The organism is Nocardia sp. NPDC055002, assembly GCF_053608825.1.
The window spans coordinates 28482-43220 of record NZ_JBSGWE010000007.1; the positions used below are offsets into that span (position 1 = coordinate 28482).

Consider the following 14739-nt stretch of genomic DNA (forward strand, 5'->3'; position numbering starts at 1 on the left):
GTCCAGGGTTCAGCGCGGTGCGCGCACAATAGTTGCCTGAGCGCGCAGAAGTGGAACAGTGGATCTCGACAGCCGCGGCGTGTGGCGCCGCTCGAGCTCTACTCACTCCAGGAGAAAACCTGTGCGCTTCGGCATCTTCGTTCCCCAGGGCTGGCGGCTAGATCTGGTCGGTATCGAACCGGCCGACCAGTGGTCGGTGATGCGCGAACTGGCCCAGCGGTTCGACGCGGGCACCGACTGGGAGTCGATCTGGGTCTACGACCACTTCCACACCACGCCCGTTCCCACCGACGAAGCCACCCACGAGGCGTGGACGTTGATGGCGGCGTTCGCGGCCACCACCTCCCGAGTGCGGCTGGGCCAGATGTGTACTGCCATGAGCTACCGCAACCCCGCCTACCTCGCCAAGGTGGCCGCCACCGTCGATCTCATCTCGGGTGGCCGGGTGGAGATGGGCATCGGCGGCGGCTGGTACGAACACGAGTGGCGCGCTTACGGTTACGGCTTCCCGTCTGCCGGTGAGCGCCTCGGCCGCCTCGACGAAGGAGTCCAGATCTTCCGCGAGGCGTGGAAGACCGGCCGAGCGACATTGGACGGCAAGTACTACCAGGTCGACGACGCCATCGTGCACCCACGACCGTTGCAGGAGAACGGGATTCCTATCTGGATCGCCGGTGGCGGCGAGAAGAAGACCCTGCGCATCGCCGCCAAATACGCCGATTACACCAACTTCAGCGGCGACCCCGACGAGTTCGCCCGCAAGTCCGACATCCTGCGCCAGCACTGCGAAGAGGTCGGCACCGATTTCTCCGCCATCACCCGCAGCTCGAACTTCAACGCCATCGTGGGTACCACCGAAACCGAAGTGCAGGAACGACTCTCGACCATCGTCGACCGCTTCACCCCCTTCCTCGGCGCCGATGAGGCGAAAGCCCGCGTGCACGAACAGTTCGCGACCAGCGCGGCGGTCGGCACTCCGGAACAAATCGTCGAACGCCTCACGAAGGTCAAGAACCTCGGCCTCGCCTACACCATCGTCAACTTCCCCGAAGCCGCCTACGACACCTCCGGCATCGAACTCTTCGAACGCGAGGTGATTCCGGCATTGGCATAATCCGCGGCCGGTGAACTCGGGCAGTCCGCGGCCTCGCTTCGCAGGGCGCGGACCCGGCTCAGGTCGGGAAGGTCGGAATGATCGAATCGCCCATGTGGCGCAGGGTGGTGCAGGCGTCGGCGGTCTGCTGGGTGGGGTTGTTCACGACCACCATGCGGATGACGCCTTGGGACGCGGCGAAGAGGATGTCGCAGGAGGTGGGGGTGTCGCCGAGGCGACGGCCGGTGCGGCCCGCGACTGTGTAGTCGGTGAAGGGTGTCGGACCTGCTTCCTTTTCGAACTCCTCGAGGGTTCGCGAGGTCGAGAACACCCTCAGGTAGGCGGTGGCGCCGGTCCATTCGCAGGTCTGCCAACCGGCGGACACCGCACCTGCCGCCACCTTCGTCGCGGGGTCGACACCGGCCTTGCGTAGTGCGTCCGCGGTGACTCCGGTGCACGGCTCGAACAATGCCTTCGGCTGCGCGGCCTGGGACTCCTCGCTCGAGCATCCGACGAGCGTCGCCAACGCCAATCCCCCGGTCGCTACCACCATGAGCGCGCGCTTCATCCGTTCCCTCTCACCGTGCATCGCAAAACGCGGCCACGTTAACAAGGCTCGCAACCTCACCGAGCGATCGTTCGACAAGACTTGGTCCGATCACCACCCCCTCACACCGCGACTGTGACGAACACCCACCCAGCGCCTTCGGCATCGAACACGAAGCGATTCACGCTCTTTCGCGATTGTGGCCTTGACCACATCGGCGGGATCCGGCTATGTTCTCTCGCCAACAGACTTGGACATTCGTTCAGTTGAACGAGCGTCCACCTGGGGATCGAGGACGCAGATGATGAGGACGATGAGGCGACCGGTGCGCTGGCTGACGGCGGTCGCACTCGCAGCCGGGCTGGCCGTGAGCAGCGCCCCGGTGACCGCCGACCCCGCGACACCGCTGACGCCGCTGCGGGCACAGGGGTCCGCGTTGATCGACGGGTACGGACGCACCGTGCTGCTCCACGGGGTGAACACCGTCGACAAGGACGCGCCCTACCTGCAACCCGGCGACGGATTCACCCTCACCGACGAATCGGCGGCGATACTGGCCCGGCACGGGTTCACCACGGTCCGGCTCGGGGTGTCGTTCGACGGGCTGATGCCGACAGCGGGTGTTGTCGATACCGCCTACCTCGACCGGGTCGAGAATGTCGTGGATACCCTTGCCGCGCACGGCATCTACACGTTGCTCGACAATCACCAGGACGGATTGTCGAAGATCTGGAACGGCAACGGGTTTCCCGAATGGGCGATCCGCGCCCGGCCCTCGGACGGTGAGCCGAATCCCGGATTCCCGCTGTACTACCTGATGCCGAGCATGAATGCCGGGTGGGACGAGGTGTGGAACAACACCTACGGGGTGCTGAACCATCTGGGAGTGGCGCTGGGCGCGCTCGCCGAGCGGATGAACGGGCGAGCGAGCGTGCTCGGGATCGAGTTGCTCAACGAACCGTGGCCCGGTTCACCGTTTCTCACCTGCTATCCCGACGGCTGCCCCGACTTCGACGTGAAATATCAACGGGCACTGCAACAGCTGACCGATGCGGTCCGGGCACGCAATGCCACGGTGCCGGTGTTCTGGGAGCCGAACGTCACCTGGAACGAGACCATGCCGAGCCACCTGGGCAAGAATCCACCGATCACCAGCCCGAATATCGTTTTCTCCCCGCACGATTACTGCATTCCCAGCCAGCTCGCGATCTACCTCGGCCTGCCCGAGGAGCTGCGCGCACTGTGCCCACCGCAGCAGGACCGGACCTGGTCGAACATCGACGCGTTCGCCGACCGCACCGATATCCCCACCATGGTCACCGAATTCGGCGACGGCGATCCGACCGTGTTGCGCAACACCACCACCCGGGCCGACGAACGGTTCGTCGGCTGGCACTACTGGCATTACAGCGCCCGCGACGGTGATCCCTTCCGCGGTGAACTCGGCCGCGAACTGGTCCGCACTTATCCACAGGCCACCGCGGGAACCCCCGACGGCATGGTCTTCGATTCCGGCACAGGCGATTTCGCCTACCGGTACCGCCCTCGCCCAGCCTCGGCGCCGACCGAGATCTACGTCTCGGATCTGTTCCATCCGGACAGCTACGAGGTGAAGGTCACCGGCGGTCGGGTCACCTCGGCGCCCGGCGCGCGCATCGTCACCGTGGAAGCCGAGGGCACCGACCCGGTCACCGTTCGCATCCACCGCCCTGGCTCGGCGGGCGCGGACCTTCCCGCCGGCGGCGGCACGGGATCGGCCTCGGGATTCCCCTGGTTGTCGTCCGGGTCCGCGGGCTGACACCGGAGGTGATCAGGTCGGCAAGGTCGACACCGGGTGCTTGTTAAGCGGCGTCGACCACGCTGAGCCCCATGAGCAACGCAGCACCGCCCCGGCACGCGGCGAGGAACAGCGGATACGAGCGCGGCCCCGCACGACCGAAGGACGAATTCCCGCTCACCGGGCGCACTTCCAGCGGCGACGAGACCGGCGTGATCCCCGCGTTCCTCATCGATATGGCGCTGCACGCCGCGATCGGCGTCACCGCCTGGTACCTCGCGCCCGGCACGACAGCCGTTCTGTACGGCATCCTCGCCTGGCTGAGCGCGTCTTTCCTGCACCGCACCGTCATCCAGCACCTCACCCGGACAACGATCGGCAAGTGCCGGTACGGACTCCGACTGCGCCACGCCGACGGCACCTACCCGTCGACCTGGCAGCTGACCGTCCAGTGGTTCCGCGGCGGCTGGTCCTGCTTCGATCTCTTCGACTGACGCGCAACGGTGCCAGATCAGCTCACCGTACGCAGAAGTTCGACGCCTCATGATCAGTCGATAATCAGTTCAGCAATCGCTTCAGGTTTGGGAGCGTTCTGATTCGCCTGGTCCTCTATGCAGTACGCACAGGACGGTTTGAAAGTGCCCTTGTTCGTGTGGTGACGCGTGTGCGCGTTACGCCTGCTAGACGGCATCGGCCGCCCCTTCCGAACCGCAGACATCTTCGCCCGAGTCTCGGCGCTGGCTGTCCGCCCGTAGTTGGGGTTTGCCGCACCGGTTCTCATCTCAGAAAGACGCCGACGCGATTCCTCCGACATCACACGGCCGAATCCGGGATGCTCTGGGCCGAACTTTCCATAGTTCGGGTTGGCTTCCCCTTGGTATGTGCCTTTGCGTTCGGCCGACCATTTCGCTCGCTGTGCAGCCGAGTGCGTGTGCCCGTAGAACGGAGCCTCGTCCCCGAACCGGCTCACGCCCGGACGGCCAGTCGCACGGATCCGCGCTGCCTCCCGCATTTCCGTAGTCCAGACCACACCGTTTGGCCCGAGTCCGCCATCGGCCAGATTGAGCAGCGGCTGGCGGTCTCTACGCAGATACGCAATCCAATCAATCTCCGCGCGACCCAAATCGTTCAGGCCGTAAACCCAATCGAGGACATCGGCAATCACATCATCGCGATTCTGTTTGCGCAGCCAGTCATAGAACGGAGTCTTCCGACCTGCGCGGGCGACCTGGAAGTGCTGACGGAGCCGAACACTCTCCGACTTTGTTGTCAGCCCGATATACCGGTAATCAAACTCGGCGCGGAGACGGACCCCGTAAATCACACCACTACGTGGCTTTTTCATCGAGCCTCCGCACAGAGTTTGTTATTGACTGATCACAACATACAGCTGACGCAACCCTCCACGGCAGTCCCCTCGAGCGCCATCTGGCGCAGGCGGATGTAGTAGAGCGTCTTGATGCCCTTGCGCCATGCGTAGATCTGCGCCTTGTTCAAGTCACGGGTGGTGGCGGTGTCCTTGAAGAACAGCGTCAGCGACAGACCCTGGTCCACGTGCTGGGTGGCCGCGGCGTAGGTGTCGATGATCTTCTCGTAGCCGATTTCGTAGGCGTCGTCGTAGTACTCGAGATTGTCGTTGTCCAGGTAAGGAGCCGGGTAGTAGACGCGGCCGATCTTGCCTTCCTTGCGGATCTCGATCTTCGACGCCACCGGGTGGATCGAGCTGGTCGAGTGGTTGATGTAGGAGATCGAACCGGTCGGCGGCACGGCCTGCAGGTTCTGGTTGTAGATACCGTATTCCTGCACCGAGGCCTTGAGCAGCCGCCAGTCGTCCTGGGTGGGGATGCGCACGCCGGCGTCGGCGAACATCTGAGCCACCTTGTCGGTCTTGGGCTCCCATGCCTGGTCGGTGTACTTGTCGAAGTACTCGCCGCTGGCGTACTTGGAGTCGGCGAACCCACCGAACGCGGAGCCGCGCTCCTTGGCGATCAGGTTCGAGGCCCGAATCGCGTGGTAGACCACGGTGTAGAAGTAGATGTTGGTGAAGTCCACACCTTCTTCGGAGCCGTAGTGGACCCGCTCACGCGCCAGGTATCCGTGCAGGTTCATCTGGCCGAGGCCGATGGCGTGGGACTCGTTGTTGCCCTGCTCGATCGAGGGCACCGAGAAGATGTGCGTCTGGTCCGAGACGGCGGTGAGCGCGCGGATCGAGGTCTCGATCGTCTGACCGAAGTCGGGCGAATCCATCGCCTTGGCGATGTTGAGCGAACCCAGGTTGCACGAGATGTCCTTGCCCACCTTGGAATACGACAGATCGTCGTTGAATTCCGAAGGGGTGGAGACCTGCAGGATCTCCGAGCACAGGTTCGAGTGGGTGATCTTGCCCTTGATCGGGTTGGCCCGGTTCACCGTGTCCTCGAACATGATGTAGGGGTAGCCCGACTCGAACTGCAGCTCGGCGATGGTCTGGAAGAATTCGCGCGCCTTGATCTTCGACTTGCGGATGCGCTTGTCGTCGACCATCTCGTAGTACTTCTCGGTGACGTTCACATCGGCGAACGGCACACCGTAGATGCGCTCGACGTCGTAGGGCGAGAACAGGTACATGTCCTCGTTCTTCTTCGCCAGCTCGAAGGTGATGTCGGGGATCACCACACCCAGCGAGAGCGTCTTGATGCGGATCTTCTCGTCCGCGTTCTCACGCTTGGTGTCGAGGAAGCGGTAGATGTCGGGGTGGTGGGCGTGCAGGTACACCGCGCCCGCGCCCTGACGCGCACCCAGCTGGTTCGCGTAGGAGAAGGAGTCCTCCAGCAGCTTCATGATCGGGATGACACCCGAGCTCTGGTTCTCGATCTTCTTGATCGGGGCACCGTGCTCACGGATGTTGCTGAGCAGCAACGCCACACCGCCGCCACGCTTGGACAGCTGCAGCGCGGAGTTGATGGAGCGCCCGATGGACTCCATGTTGTCCTCGATACGCAGCAGGAAGCAGGACACGGGCTCGCCGCGCTGCTTCTTGCCGGAGTTGAGGAAGGTGGGGGTGGCGGGCTGGAACCGGCCGTCGATGATCTCGTCGACCAGGTTGCTCGCCAGCACCTCGTCGCCGGCGGCCAGCGTCAGCGCGACCATGCAGACGCGATCCTCGAAACGCTCCAGGTAGCGCTTACCGTCGAAGGTCTTCAGCGTGTACGAGGTGTAGTACTTGAACGCGCCGAGGAAGGTCGGGAACCGGAACTTCTTGGCGTAGGCCTGCTGGAACAGCTGCTTGACGAAGGGCCGACCGTACTGGTCGAGCACCTCGGTCTCGTAGTAGTTCTCCTTGACCAGGTAGTCCAGCTTCTCGTCCAGATTGTGGAAGAAGACGGTGTTCTGGTTCACGTGCTGCAGGAAGTACTGGTGCGCGGCCTCGCGATCCTTGTCGAACTGGATCTCGCCGTTGGGGCCGTACAGGTTCAGCATCGCGTTGAGGGCGTGGTAGTCGAGCACCTCGCCCGCCTCGCCGCGCACCGCCGACTGCTCTAGGCGTGCTGACTTGCCTGCCGGTGCTGTGGTTGCTGTTGCCAAAACAATCCCAATCCCTCTCGGACGCGCGCGACGTCCTCAGCGGTTCCCATGAGTTCGAAGCGATACAGATACGGCACCCCGCATTTTTGCGAGATGATGTCTCCTGCAACGCAATAGGTATCGCCGAAGTTCGTGTTGCCGGCCGCGATCACTCCGCGCAGCAGCGCGCGGTTGTGTGGGTCGTTGAGGAACTTGGCGACTTGCCGTGGAACGAGGTCCTTGTCGGGACGTTGTCCGCCCATGACGTGCCGACCACCACCATAGGTGGGGGTGATCAGCACGTAGGGTTCGTCGATCCGCGGCGGTTCAGCGGTGGTGTGTAGCGGAAGTCGAGTTGCCGGGAGACCGAGCTTCTCGACGAAACGATGGGTGTTCTCCGAAGCGCTGGAGAAGTAGACCAGCCCGCCCGGAGTCATCTGCTCGGGCATGGCGCCTCCTTACCGGCGAACCGGCGCGAACTACGCAGCCGCGACGGCGAGCGACTTGATGCGGTCGGGACGGAAGCCCGACCAGTGATCGTCACCCGCGACGACGACCGGCGCCTGCAGGTAGCCCAGGGCCATGACGAAGTCACGCGCCTCGTCGTTCTCCGAGATGTCGATGACGTCGTAGTCCACGCCGACCTTGTCGAGAGCCTTGTAGGTGGCGTTGCACTGCACGCAAGCGGGCTTGGTGTACACGGTGATGGTCATGATGGAAGTCCCTCTCTCCTATGCCTGATCCACAGCCTGTGATCCGTATGCAATGCACGAACGGGTGATGCTGCGCAAACTCCTGGATCTGGCGAAGAAAGCCCTGCTCGCAACCCCTTCCCTTGGGCCCGATCAGTGGTGGCTCCACACCGTCTTCCAGTACGACAGACACTACACCTAGTGTCCGACAGATGGGAACAACACAAGGTGTTGCGAGTCGCACGGATGTAATTCCCACGCGGTAAGTCCCAGGACGGGCCGCCGACCAGCAGGGAAAACAGTGGTTCAGATCACGATTTCATCTACCGGCGAGTCTTCAGCAAACTTCGTGGACAGCGAAAGGGCGTCGCATCCGTGACGGATGCGACGCCCTGCCGAAGGACCAGCTTACGCCGTGATCAACGTGCCGTTCACCGCGGCGACCAACTCGTGCACGGTCGCGCCGAGCTGGGTCAGCGCCTCGGCGTCCTCGGCCGGATGGGTCTGCGCGAAACGCTCGCCGATGGTCGCGAACTGCGCGTGCGCCGACTCGACGACGACGCCGCCCGCCACGCCGACGGACTTGACGGTGTCGCCGTGTGCCCACGCCGCGGCGTTCGGGCTGATCGACGCGCTCACCACGGCGACCGGCTTACCCTTGATCGCACCGGCGCCGTACGGACGCGAGGCCCAGTCGATGGCGTTCTTCAGCACGGCGGGCAGGGTGCCGTTGTACTCGGGGGTGACCAGCAGGACGGCGTCGGCGGCGGCGACGGCGGCACGCAGCGCCTCGGCCCGCGCCGGTACCTCACCGGGTACGTCCAGGTCTTCGTTGTAGAACGGGATCTCGCCGAGACCCTCGTAGATGGTGATGTCGACACCGGCGGGCGCGGTCTGTACGGCAGCCTCGGCCAGGCGGCGATTGATGGAGCCCGCGCGCAGGCTTCCGACAAGAGTAAGGATGCGGGTCTCGCTCATTGCGACTCCTGGTGTACTCAGTGGAATGATCCAAGTTTCATCCGACATTAACCGGACCCCGGTCCGATTACTTCCCGCGGAGGACGCGTGAGCGGCGTGAGCTATGGCACACCCAAGTCCGACGAGCCACCCCTGCTGGGAATCGGACGGCCGCTGCCCGGCAGCGCGGAACCCGTCGAACGTGCCGACGCCGCGCGCAATCGCGCGCTGCTGCTCGACGCGGCCCAGCAGTTGGTGCGTGAGCACGGCGTCGACGGCCTCACGATGGACGCGCTCGCCAAGCGCGCGGGCGTCGGCAAGGGCACGGTCTTCCGCCGGTTCGGCAACCGGACCGGGCTCATGCTGGCCCTGCTGGATCACTCCGAGCAGAAATTCCAGGCCGCGTTCATGTTCGGGCCCGCGCCGCTCGGTCCCGAGGCAGGCCCGGTCGAGCGGCTGATCGCCTTCGGGCGAACCCGGCTGCTCGACATCGAGGTGGAGGGCGATCTACACCAGGCCGCGGAGAAGGACGGGCGTTTCGGTGGTGGACCCTACGCCCTGCACAAGGCGCACATCATGCTGCTCCTTCGCGCGATCGGCGTCGACGGTGAGGTGCCGCTGATCGCCGACACCCTGCTGTCCACACTGTCGGCGGCGCTGGTCATCCACCAGGTCGAGGTGCTCGGCTACACCCGCGATCAGATCGGCGACAACTGGGAATGGCTCGTTCGCCGGGTCGTTTCGCCTGTCCCCCAAGTAGAGTGAGACCGCATGGGGACACTGCGTGAACAGATCATTGCCGAATTGGGTGTGCTGCCCGAGATCGAGGCGAAGCAGGAGGTCCGGCGGCGCGTCGACTTCCTGAAGGACTACCTGGCCACCACCCCGGCCAAGGGATTCGCCCTCGGAATCAGTGGCGGGCAGGACAGTGCGCTGGCCGGTCGGCTGTGCCAGCTGGCCGTCGAGGAGCTGCGCGCCGACGGTGTCGAGGCGAAGTTCCTGGCGGTCCGGCTGCCCTACGGCGTGCAGGCCGACGAGCACGACGCGCAGACCGCCTTGAATTTCATCGACCCCGATCGCACGGTCGTGGTGAACATCCGGCCCAGCGCCGACGCGGTGGGCATCGAGGTGGCGGGCGCGCTCGATCACGAGCGCCTGCGCGACTTCGTGCGCGGCAACATCAAGGCGCGTGAGCGGATGGTCGCCCAGTACGCCCTCGCGGGCCAGGAAAGCCTGCTGGTGGTCGGCACCGATCACGCGGCCGAAGCGGTCACCGGGTTCTTCACCAAGTTCGGCGACGGCGGTGTCGACCTGACTCCCCTCACCGGTCTCACCAAGCGCCAGGGCGCGGCCCTCCTGCAAGAACTCGGCGCTCCGTCGAGCATCTGGTCCAAGGTCCCCACCGCCGACCTCGAAGACGACCGCCCCGCCCTCGCCGACGAGGACGCACTCGGCCTGCGCTACGCCGAGATCGACGACTACCTCGAAGGCAAGGACGTCACCCCCGAGGTGGCCGCCCGCGTGGAGTCGATCTTCACCAACACCCGCCACAAGCGCACCGTCCCGGTGACCCCGCTCGACACCTGGTGGCGCTAGGGGCGTGATCCCGGCCCCACCGGATCAGCAGATCTGGGCGCCTTCACCGGAGGCAGTGGCTCGCAGCAGGTCCCGAACCAGCTCGTAGTCCGGTTCTTTGCGGAAACGCAGGCATCCTTTGCCCATGTCCTGGCTCGCGAGACGGTCGGCGAAGGCCGCGCGGACGTCGGAGCGCAGGAGGTAGAAGGAGATGTACTGCTTCTGGCTGGCGAAGGCGACCTCGCCGGTGCCGTCGCGTTCGTAGGCGGGCATCCCGTAGGACATCACCTCGGTGAAGCCCGACAGCTCCTGGAGGCACAGGTCGCGCAGCCTGGTGAGCGCCTCGCGGCGATCGGCCGGGAGTTCGGCGAGGTAGGTCGCTACGTCCGGGGCCTTGCTCTGGACCACGGCTAGCCGCCCGCGAAAGGCGGGAGAACGTCGACTCGGTCGCGGAGCATGGCCGACGGGTCACGGGTGAGTTCGTCGCCGATGAGGAAGGCGCAGACGCCGACGAGGCTGTCAATATCGGAGCCGTAGGTGGCGGCGAGGGTGGCGCGCAGGTCGGCGACGGTGGCGCCGTCGGGTAGGTCGAGGGATTCGGTGTTCTTGCCGACCGCGTCGGCGATGGCGGCGAAATAGCGGACCTCAACCACCGATGGCTCCCATCGTGCGTTCCGGGGGGACGAAACCGGCGGCGTCGATACCGTGACCGGCCCACTTCTGCCACATCGCACCGCGCCACAGCTCGGCGACCTCGTCGTCGTCGGCGCCTGCCCGCAGCGCGGTGCGCACGTCGAACTCCTGGTCGCTGAACAGGCACGAACGCAGCATGCCGTCGGCGGTGAGCCGGGTGCGGTCGCAGCTGTCGCAGAACTTGCGCGTGACCGTGGCGATGATCCCGACAGTCGCCGGCCCACCGTCGACCAGCCATTTCTCGGCCGGGGCGGACGGGTCGGCGCGGGCGGTGGGGGTCAGGGTGAAGCGCTCGCCGAGGACGTCGAGGAGGTCGGCGGCGGTCACCATGTGATCGCGGGCCCACTCGTGGTCGGCGTCGAGGGGCATCTCCTCGATGAAGCGCAGTTCGCACTGTTCGGCCAGGCACCACGCGAGCAGGTCGGCCGCGCCCGCCAGATTCTGGCGCATCAGCACGGCGTTGACCTTCACCGGCGCCATCCCCGCGTCGCGCGCGGCACGGATGCCGTTGAGGACCGACTCCAGCCGGTCGCGGCGGGTGAGGCGGGTGAAATCTTCCCGGTCGACGGTGTCGAGGGAGACGTTGACCCTGGTCAGCCCAGCCGCGGCGAGCTTATGGATGCGATGTTCCAGGCCGACGCCGTTCGTCGTCATAGCCAGCGGGGTGCCGGGCACCGCCGCATGACAGCCCGCGATGATCTGCTCCAGCTCACGGCGCATCAGCGGTTCGCCGCCGGTGAACCGCACCTCCCGCACACCCAGCTCGCGCACCGCCAGCGACACCAGCCGCACGATCTCGTCGGCGGTGAGCAGTTCCTGGCGCGGGATCGGCGGCAAGCCCTCTTCGGGCATGCAATAGGTGCAGCGCAGCGAACACTTCTCGGTGATGGATACGCGCAGGTCGCGGGCGACCCGGCCGAAGCGGTCGACGAGGAACGGCGTCTCGGGCCTGCCGTCCAGGGGCGGCCGCTCCGATCGCACGGCGGGTATCCCCATTTCGACCAGCGTCATCTCTACAGTATGACCCGTAAGGCCCGTCACATTCCGTGCGCCGGGCCGATTCTTCGCGAACTCGTCAGCTCACCGCCGACCGCCTACCACCGTGAGCAACGCGACGCCGACCGGCCCCGACGCCGGCGATTAAGCTGGCAGCATGACTCCCCGGCCCGCTACCGCGTCGGCGCGCAGCGTCGACGAGTACCGCGACACCGTCGCCGCGCTGCTGGCCCGCCTCGCCGACCGCCCGGATGAACAGGTGCCGGTACCCGAGGCGCTCGGCCGCACGCTGTCGGCCGATGTGATGTCGCCGATCGATCTGCCGGTGTTCCGTAACTCGGCGATGGACGGCTACGCGGTGCGGGCGGCCGATGTGGCCGTCACCCCGGTCACCCTGCCGGTGGCCGGCGTGGTGGCGGCGGGTAAGCCGGGCACCGACGCGCTGCCCGCCGGATCCGCGGTGAAGGTGATGACCGGTGCGCCGATGCCCCCCGGCGCCGACTGTGTGGTGCCGGTCGAGGATGTGCAGGCGGTCGAGGGCCGGATCGTGGTCGAACGTGGCCGCGGACGTGGCGAATTCGTGCGCGAAGCCGGTACCGATGTGCGCACCGGCGAGCTCGTCGCGCGGGCAGGCACGGTGCTCGCGCCCCGCCATATCGCCGCACTGGCCGCTGTCGGCCTGCCCACGGTGCCTGCCCTGAGTCGATTACGCGCTGTCTGCATCACCACCGGGGACGAACTCCAGCCCGCGGGCACCGAGCTGGCCCCTGGCCAGATCTACAACTCCAACGGCATCGCGCTGGCCGCCGCGTTGCGGGCCGACGGTGTCGAGGTGGTCGAGGTCGCGCACAGCACCGACGACCCCGCGGTGTTCACCTCGGTATTGCACGCCGCGACCGCCGTCGCCGATCTGGTGTTCACCTCCGGTGGCGTGTCCAAGGGTGACTTCGAGGTCGTCAAGGATGTGCTGGGTCCGCTCGGCGGGACCTTCGGCTCGGTCGCGGTGCAGCCGGGCGGACCGCAGGGCTACACCGTGGTCGACGAGGTCCCCGTGCTCAGCTTCCCGGGCAATCCGGTGAGCACGATGGTGTCGTACGCCGTGTTCGCGCGCCCCGCCGTGCGCGCGCTGGCCGGATTGCCGGAGCTCGTGAGCGGCGAGACCACCCTGCTCACGCCGCTTCGCTCCCCCGCCGGTCGTCGCCAATACCTGCGCGGCCTGCTGACCGAGGACGGGGTGGAAGTGATCTCGGGCCCCGGCTCACATCTCATCGCGGGGATGGCCTGGGCCGATGTCCTCGTCGACGTTCCCGCCGAGGTCACCTCGCTGGCCGCCGGTGTCGCTGTGCGAATCTTATCGCTATGAGCGAGTTGTCCCACGTCGACCGCGAGGGTCGCGCGCGCATGGTCGACGTCAGCGCGAAAGCCGACACCACCCGGATCGCTGTCGCCGCAGGCGAATTGCAGACGACCGCGGAAGTGGTCGCGTTGGTGCGGGCCGAGGGAATGCCCAAGGCCGATGTGCTGTCCACGGCACGACTGGCCGGAATCGCCGGTGCGAAAAAGACTTCCGAGCTGATCCCGCTGTGCCATCAGCTGGCGTTGTCGTCGGTGAAGGTGGAGTTCGGGTTCACCGAGACCACCATCACAGTCGAGGCGACCGCGAAGACCAAGGGGCCCACCGGGGTCGAGATGGAAGCACTGACCGCTGTCGCCGTGGCCGGGCTGACCCTGCACGACATGGTGAAGGCGGTGGATCCCGCTGCCGTGATGAACGGGGTTCGGCTGATCACCAAAGAGGGTGGAAAGCACGGGCATTGGGTGCGACCCGAGGGTCGATCCGACACCGGCACACCGGCGCTCGACCGATCGGCACAGGTGGACGCGGGTGCCGGCGCCGAGTCCGCGCTGCCGGCGACCACCGAATCCCAGGACGGCGCTGCGGCGGAATCGTCTGACGCCCCGACCTTTTCGCGGACCGCGGTCGTGGTTGTCGCGTCTACCGGTACCGCGGCCGGTACCCGCACCGACACCACCGGGCCCGTCCTCGTCGACTGGCTGACGGCGCGAGGTTTTTCGGTGCGTGGGCCACTGGTCTACGCCGATGCCGAGATCGCCGCCGGGCTGGCCGACGCACTCAGCGGGGCGCCGGCGCTCGTCATCACCACCGGTGGCACCGGCGCCTCACCCACCGACGCGACGCCCGAGGCCACCCGCGCCGTGCTCGATCGTGAGCTACCCGGTGTCGCCGATGCCATTCGGCAGCGCGGGACCGCGAAGTTCCCCCTCGCCGCGCTGAGTCGCGGCGTTGCCGGGCTGGCCGGCGGGACCGTTGTCGTGAACCTGCCCGGTTCGCCCGGCGGGGTGAAGGACGGGACGGCGGTGCTGGAACCGCTGTTGGATCATCTGCTCGCGCAAGTAGCCGGAGGCGGCAACCATGAGTGACTTCGGTGCGGTTCGGCTGGCGACCATCAGCGATCAGGACCTCGATCCCCTCGCCGTCGAGAAGGCGGTCGACGGACCGGAATTCGGCGCGGTGGTGGTGTTCACCGGCAAGGTGCGCAACCACGACGGCGGCCAGGCGGTGACGTCGCTGGAGTACTCCGCGCATCCCCAGGCCGAGCGCTTCCTGCACGCGATCTGCGCGGAAGTGGCGCAGGCGAGCGGACTTCCGGTCGCGGCGACGCATCGCATCGGGTCGCTCACGATCGGCGGGCTGGCGATCGTGGTGGCGGTGGCCGCGCCGCATCGGGCCGAGGCGTTCACGGTCTGTGCCGAGCTGGTCGACCGGATCAAGCACGAGGTGCCGATCTGGAAGCGGCAGTCGTTCGCCGACGGGCTTTCCGAATGGGTCAACGCCTGCGGCTGA

Annotated in this window: 17 protein-coding genes; 8 read left to right on the plus strand and 9 right to left on the minus strand. The window is 66.3% G+C overall.

The window, feature by feature from the left end; genetic code table 11:
- The first annotated feature begins 121 nt into the window (after positions 1 to 121).
- Positions 122 to 1114, plus strand: coding sequence for an LLM class F420-dependent oxidoreductase (locus ACWF99_RS25890; RefSeq protein ID WP_378651664.1), 993 nt, complete (start codon positions 122 to 124; stop codon positions 1112 to 1114).
- Between the two features lie 58 nt (positions 1115 to 1172).
- On the opposite strand, the gene ACWF99_RS25895 is transcribed toward ACWF99_RS25890, so the two are convergent.
- Positions 1173 to 1661, minus strand: coding sequence for a DUF3558 family protein (locus ACWF99_RS25895; RefSeq protein WP_452537624.1), 489 nt, complete (start codon positions 1659 to 1661; stop codon positions 1173 to 1175).
- Positions 1662 to 1953: 292 nt separating this feature from the next.
- Here ACWF99_RS25895 and ACWF99_RS25900 point away from each other — a divergent pair, with 292 nt between their 5' ends.
- Both ACWF99_RS25900 and ACWF99_RS25905 read left to right on the plus strand, forming a co-directional pair.
- Positions 1954 to 3438, plus strand: a complete 1485-nt coding sequence (locus tag ACWF99_RS25900) for an endoglycoceramidase I (RefSeq protein ID WP_452537625.1) — start codon at positions 1954 to 1956, stop codon at positions 3436 to 3438.
- A gap of 71 nt (positions 3439 to 3509) precedes the next feature.
- On the plus strand, positions 3510 to 3911 hold the full coding sequence (locus tag ACWF99_RS25905) for an RDD family protein (protein ID WP_452537626.1): 402 nt from the start codon (positions 3510 to 3512) through the stop codon (positions 3909 to 3911).
- A 53-nt stretch (positions 3912 to 3964) separates the two neighbouring features.
- Here the strand turns inward: ACWF99_RS25905 and ACWF99_RS25910 are convergent, their stop codons facing one another.
- From ACWF99_RS25910 to ACWF99_RS25930, 5 genes are all read right to left on the minus strand, one after another.
- Positions 3965 to 4762, minus strand: coding sequence for an NUMOD3 domain-containing DNA-binding protein (locus ACWF99_RS25910; protein ID WP_452537767.1), 798 nt, complete (start codon positions 4760 to 4762; stop codon positions 3965 to 3967).
- A gap of 32 nt (positions 4763 to 4794) precedes the next feature.
- Positions 4795 to 6876 (minus strand): class 1b ribonucleoside-diphosphate reductase subunit alpha, encoded by a 2082-nt coding sequence (nrdE, locus tag ACWF99_RS25915; RefSeq protein ID WP_452537753.1) that lies wholly within the window; start codon positions 6874 to 6876, stop codon positions 4795 to 4797.
- A gap of 59 nt (positions 6877 to 6935) precedes the next feature.
- Positions 6936 to 7409: a class Ib ribonucleoside-diphosphate reductase assembly flavoprotein NrdI gene (nrdI, locus tag ACWF99_RS25920; protein ID WP_378633160.1), complete on the minus strand. Its 474-nt coding sequence runs from the start codon at positions 7407 to 7409 to the stop codon at positions 6936 to 6938.
- A 30-nt stretch (positions 7410 to 7439) separates the two neighbouring features.
- Positions 7440 to 7673, minus strand: a complete 234-nt coding sequence (gene nrdH / locus ACWF99_RS25925; RefSeq protein WP_358184484.1) for a glutaredoxin-like protein NrdH — start codon at positions 7671 to 7673, stop codon at positions 7440 to 7442.
- Positions 7674 to 8060: 387 nt separating this feature from the next.
- Positions 8061 to 8630, minus strand: a complete 570-nt coding sequence (locus ACWF99_RS25930; protein ID WP_378633158.1) for an NAD(P)H-dependent oxidoreductase — start codon at positions 8628 to 8630, stop codon at positions 8061 to 8063.
- 96 nt (positions 8631 to 8726) lie between these two features.
- Here ACWF99_RS25930 and ACWF99_RS25935 point away from each other — a divergent pair, with 96 nt between their 5' ends.
- Both ACWF99_RS25935 and nadE read left to right on the plus strand, forming a co-directional pair.
- Positions 8727 to 9374, plus strand: coding sequence for a TetR/AcrR family transcriptional regulator (locus ACWF99_RS25935; RefSeq protein ID WP_378633472.1), 648 nt, complete (start codon positions 8727 to 8729; stop codon positions 9372 to 9374).
- Between the two features lie 6 nt (positions 9375 to 9380).
- Complete coding sequence (gene nadE, locus ACWF99_RS25940; protein ID WP_378633155.1) at positions 9381 to 10205, plus strand: ammonia-dependent NAD(+) synthetase; 825 nt, start codon at positions 9381 to 9383, stop codon at positions 10203 to 10205.
- A gap of 24 nt (positions 10206 to 10229) precedes the next feature.
- On the opposite strand, the gene ACWF99_RS25945 is transcribed toward nadE, so the two are convergent.
- From ACWF99_RS25945 to moaA, 3 genes are read right to left on the minus strand one after another with little or no spacing between them, the layout of a single operon-like run.
- Positions 10230 to 10592, minus strand: a complete 363-nt coding sequence (locus ACWF99_RS25945) for an iron chaperone (RefSeq protein ID WP_452537627.1) — start codon at positions 10590 to 10592, stop codon at positions 10230 to 10232.
- 2 nt (positions 10593 to 10594) lie between these two features.
- Positions 10595 to 10837, minus strand: coding sequence for a MoaD/ThiS family protein (locus tag ACWF99_RS25950; RefSeq protein WP_056812377.1), 243 nt, complete (start codon positions 10835 to 10837; stop codon positions 10595 to 10597).
- The gene (gene moaA, locus ACWF99_RS25955) at positions 10830 to 11888 is read right to left on the minus strand and encodes a GTP 3',8-cyclase MoaA (protein WP_452537628.1); all 1059 of its coding nucleotides are present in this window, start codon (positions 11886 to 11888) and stop codon (positions 10830 to 10832) included. The genes ACWF99_RS25950 and moaA overlap by 8 nt, the downstream gene beginning before the upstream one ends.
- Before the next feature lie 142 nt (positions 11889 to 12030).
- Between moaA and ACWF99_RS25960 the strand changes: the two genes are divergently transcribed.
- Genes ACWF99_RS25960 through ACWF99_RS25970 form a run of 3 tightly spaced genes read left to right on the plus strand, consistent with a single transcriptional unit; the run spans position 12031 to position 14739 of the window.
- The gene (locus ACWF99_RS25960) at positions 12031 to 13236 is read left to right on the plus strand and encodes a molybdopterin molybdotransferase MoeA (RefSeq protein ID WP_452537629.1); all 1206 of its coding nucleotides are present in this window, start codon (positions 12031 to 12033) and stop codon (positions 13234 to 13236) included.
- A complete protein-coding gene (moaCB, locus tag ACWF99_RS25965) occupies positions 13233 to 14315 on the plus strand; it encodes a bifunctional molybdenum cofactor biosynthesis protein MoaC/MoaB (RefSeq protein WP_452537630.1) in 1083 nt (360 codons plus the stop codon). The genes ACWF99_RS25960 and moaCB overlap by 4 nt, the downstream gene beginning before the upstream one ends.
- On the plus strand, positions 14308 to 14739 hold the full coding sequence (locus tag ACWF99_RS25970; RefSeq protein ID WP_452537631.1) for a molybdenum cofactor biosynthesis protein MoaE: 432 nt from the start codon (positions 14308 to 14310) through the stop codon (positions 14737 to 14739). The genes moaCB and ACWF99_RS25970 overlap by 8 nt, the downstream gene beginning before the upstream one ends.

What these genes read in the sequence shown, in the direction of transcription:
- ACWF99_RS25895 (WP_452537624.1), bottom strand. Translation starts at nt 1,661, where the DNA reads ATGAAGCGCGCGCTCATGGTGGTAGCGACCGGGGGATTGGCGTTGGCG.
- ACWF99_RS25900 (WP_452537625.1), top strand. Translation starts at nt 1,954, where the DNA reads ATGAGGCGACCGGTGCGCTGGCTGACGGCGGTCGCACTCGCAGCCGGG.
- ACWF99_RS25905 (WP_452537626.1), top strand. Translation starts at nt 3,510, where the DNA reads ATGAGCAACGCAGCACCGCCCCGGCACGCGGCGAGGAACAGCGGATAC.
- ACWF99_RS25910 (WP_452537767.1), bottom strand. Translation starts at nt 4,762, where the DNA reads ATGAAAAAGCCACGTAGTGGTGTGATTTACGGGGTCCGTCTCCGCGCC.
- nrdE (WP_452537753.1), bottom strand. Translation starts at nt 6,876, where the DNA reads ATGCTGAACCTGTACGGCCCCAACGGCGAGATCCAGTTCGACAAGGAT.
- nrdI (WP_378633160.1), bottom strand. Translation starts at nt 7,409, where the DNA reads ATGCCCGAGCAGATGACTCCGGGCGGGCTGGTCTACTTCTCCAGCGCT.
- nrdH (WP_358184484.1), bottom strand. Translation starts at nt 7,673, where the DNA reads ATGACCATCACCGTGTACACCAAGCCCGCTTGCGTGCAGTGCAACGCC.
- ACWF99_RS25930 (WP_378633158.1), bottom strand. Translation starts at nt 8,630, where the DNA reads ATGAGCGAGACCCGCATCCTTACTCTTGTCGGAAGCCTGCGCGCGGGC.
- nadE (WP_378633155.1), top strand. Translation starts at nt 9,381, where the DNA reads ATGGGGACACTGCGTGAACAGATCATTGCCGAATTGGGTGTGCTGCCC.
- moaA (WP_452537628.1), bottom strand. Translation starts at nt 11,888, where the DNA reads ATGACGCTGGTCGAAATGGGGATACCCGCCGTGCGATCGGAGCGGCCG.
- ACWF99_RS25960 (WP_452537629.1), top strand. Translation starts at nt 12,031, where the DNA reads ATGACTCCCCGGCCCGCTACCGCGTCGGCGCGCAGCGTCGACGAGTAC.
- moaCB (WP_452537630.1), top strand. Translation starts at nt 13,233, where the DNA reads ATGAGCGAGTTGTCCCACGTCGACCGCGAGGGTCGCGCGCGCATGGTC.
- ACWF99_RS25970 (WP_452537631.1), top strand. Translation starts at nt 14,308, where the DNA reads ATGAGTGACTTCGGTGCGGTTCGGCTGGCGACCATCAGCGATCAGGAC.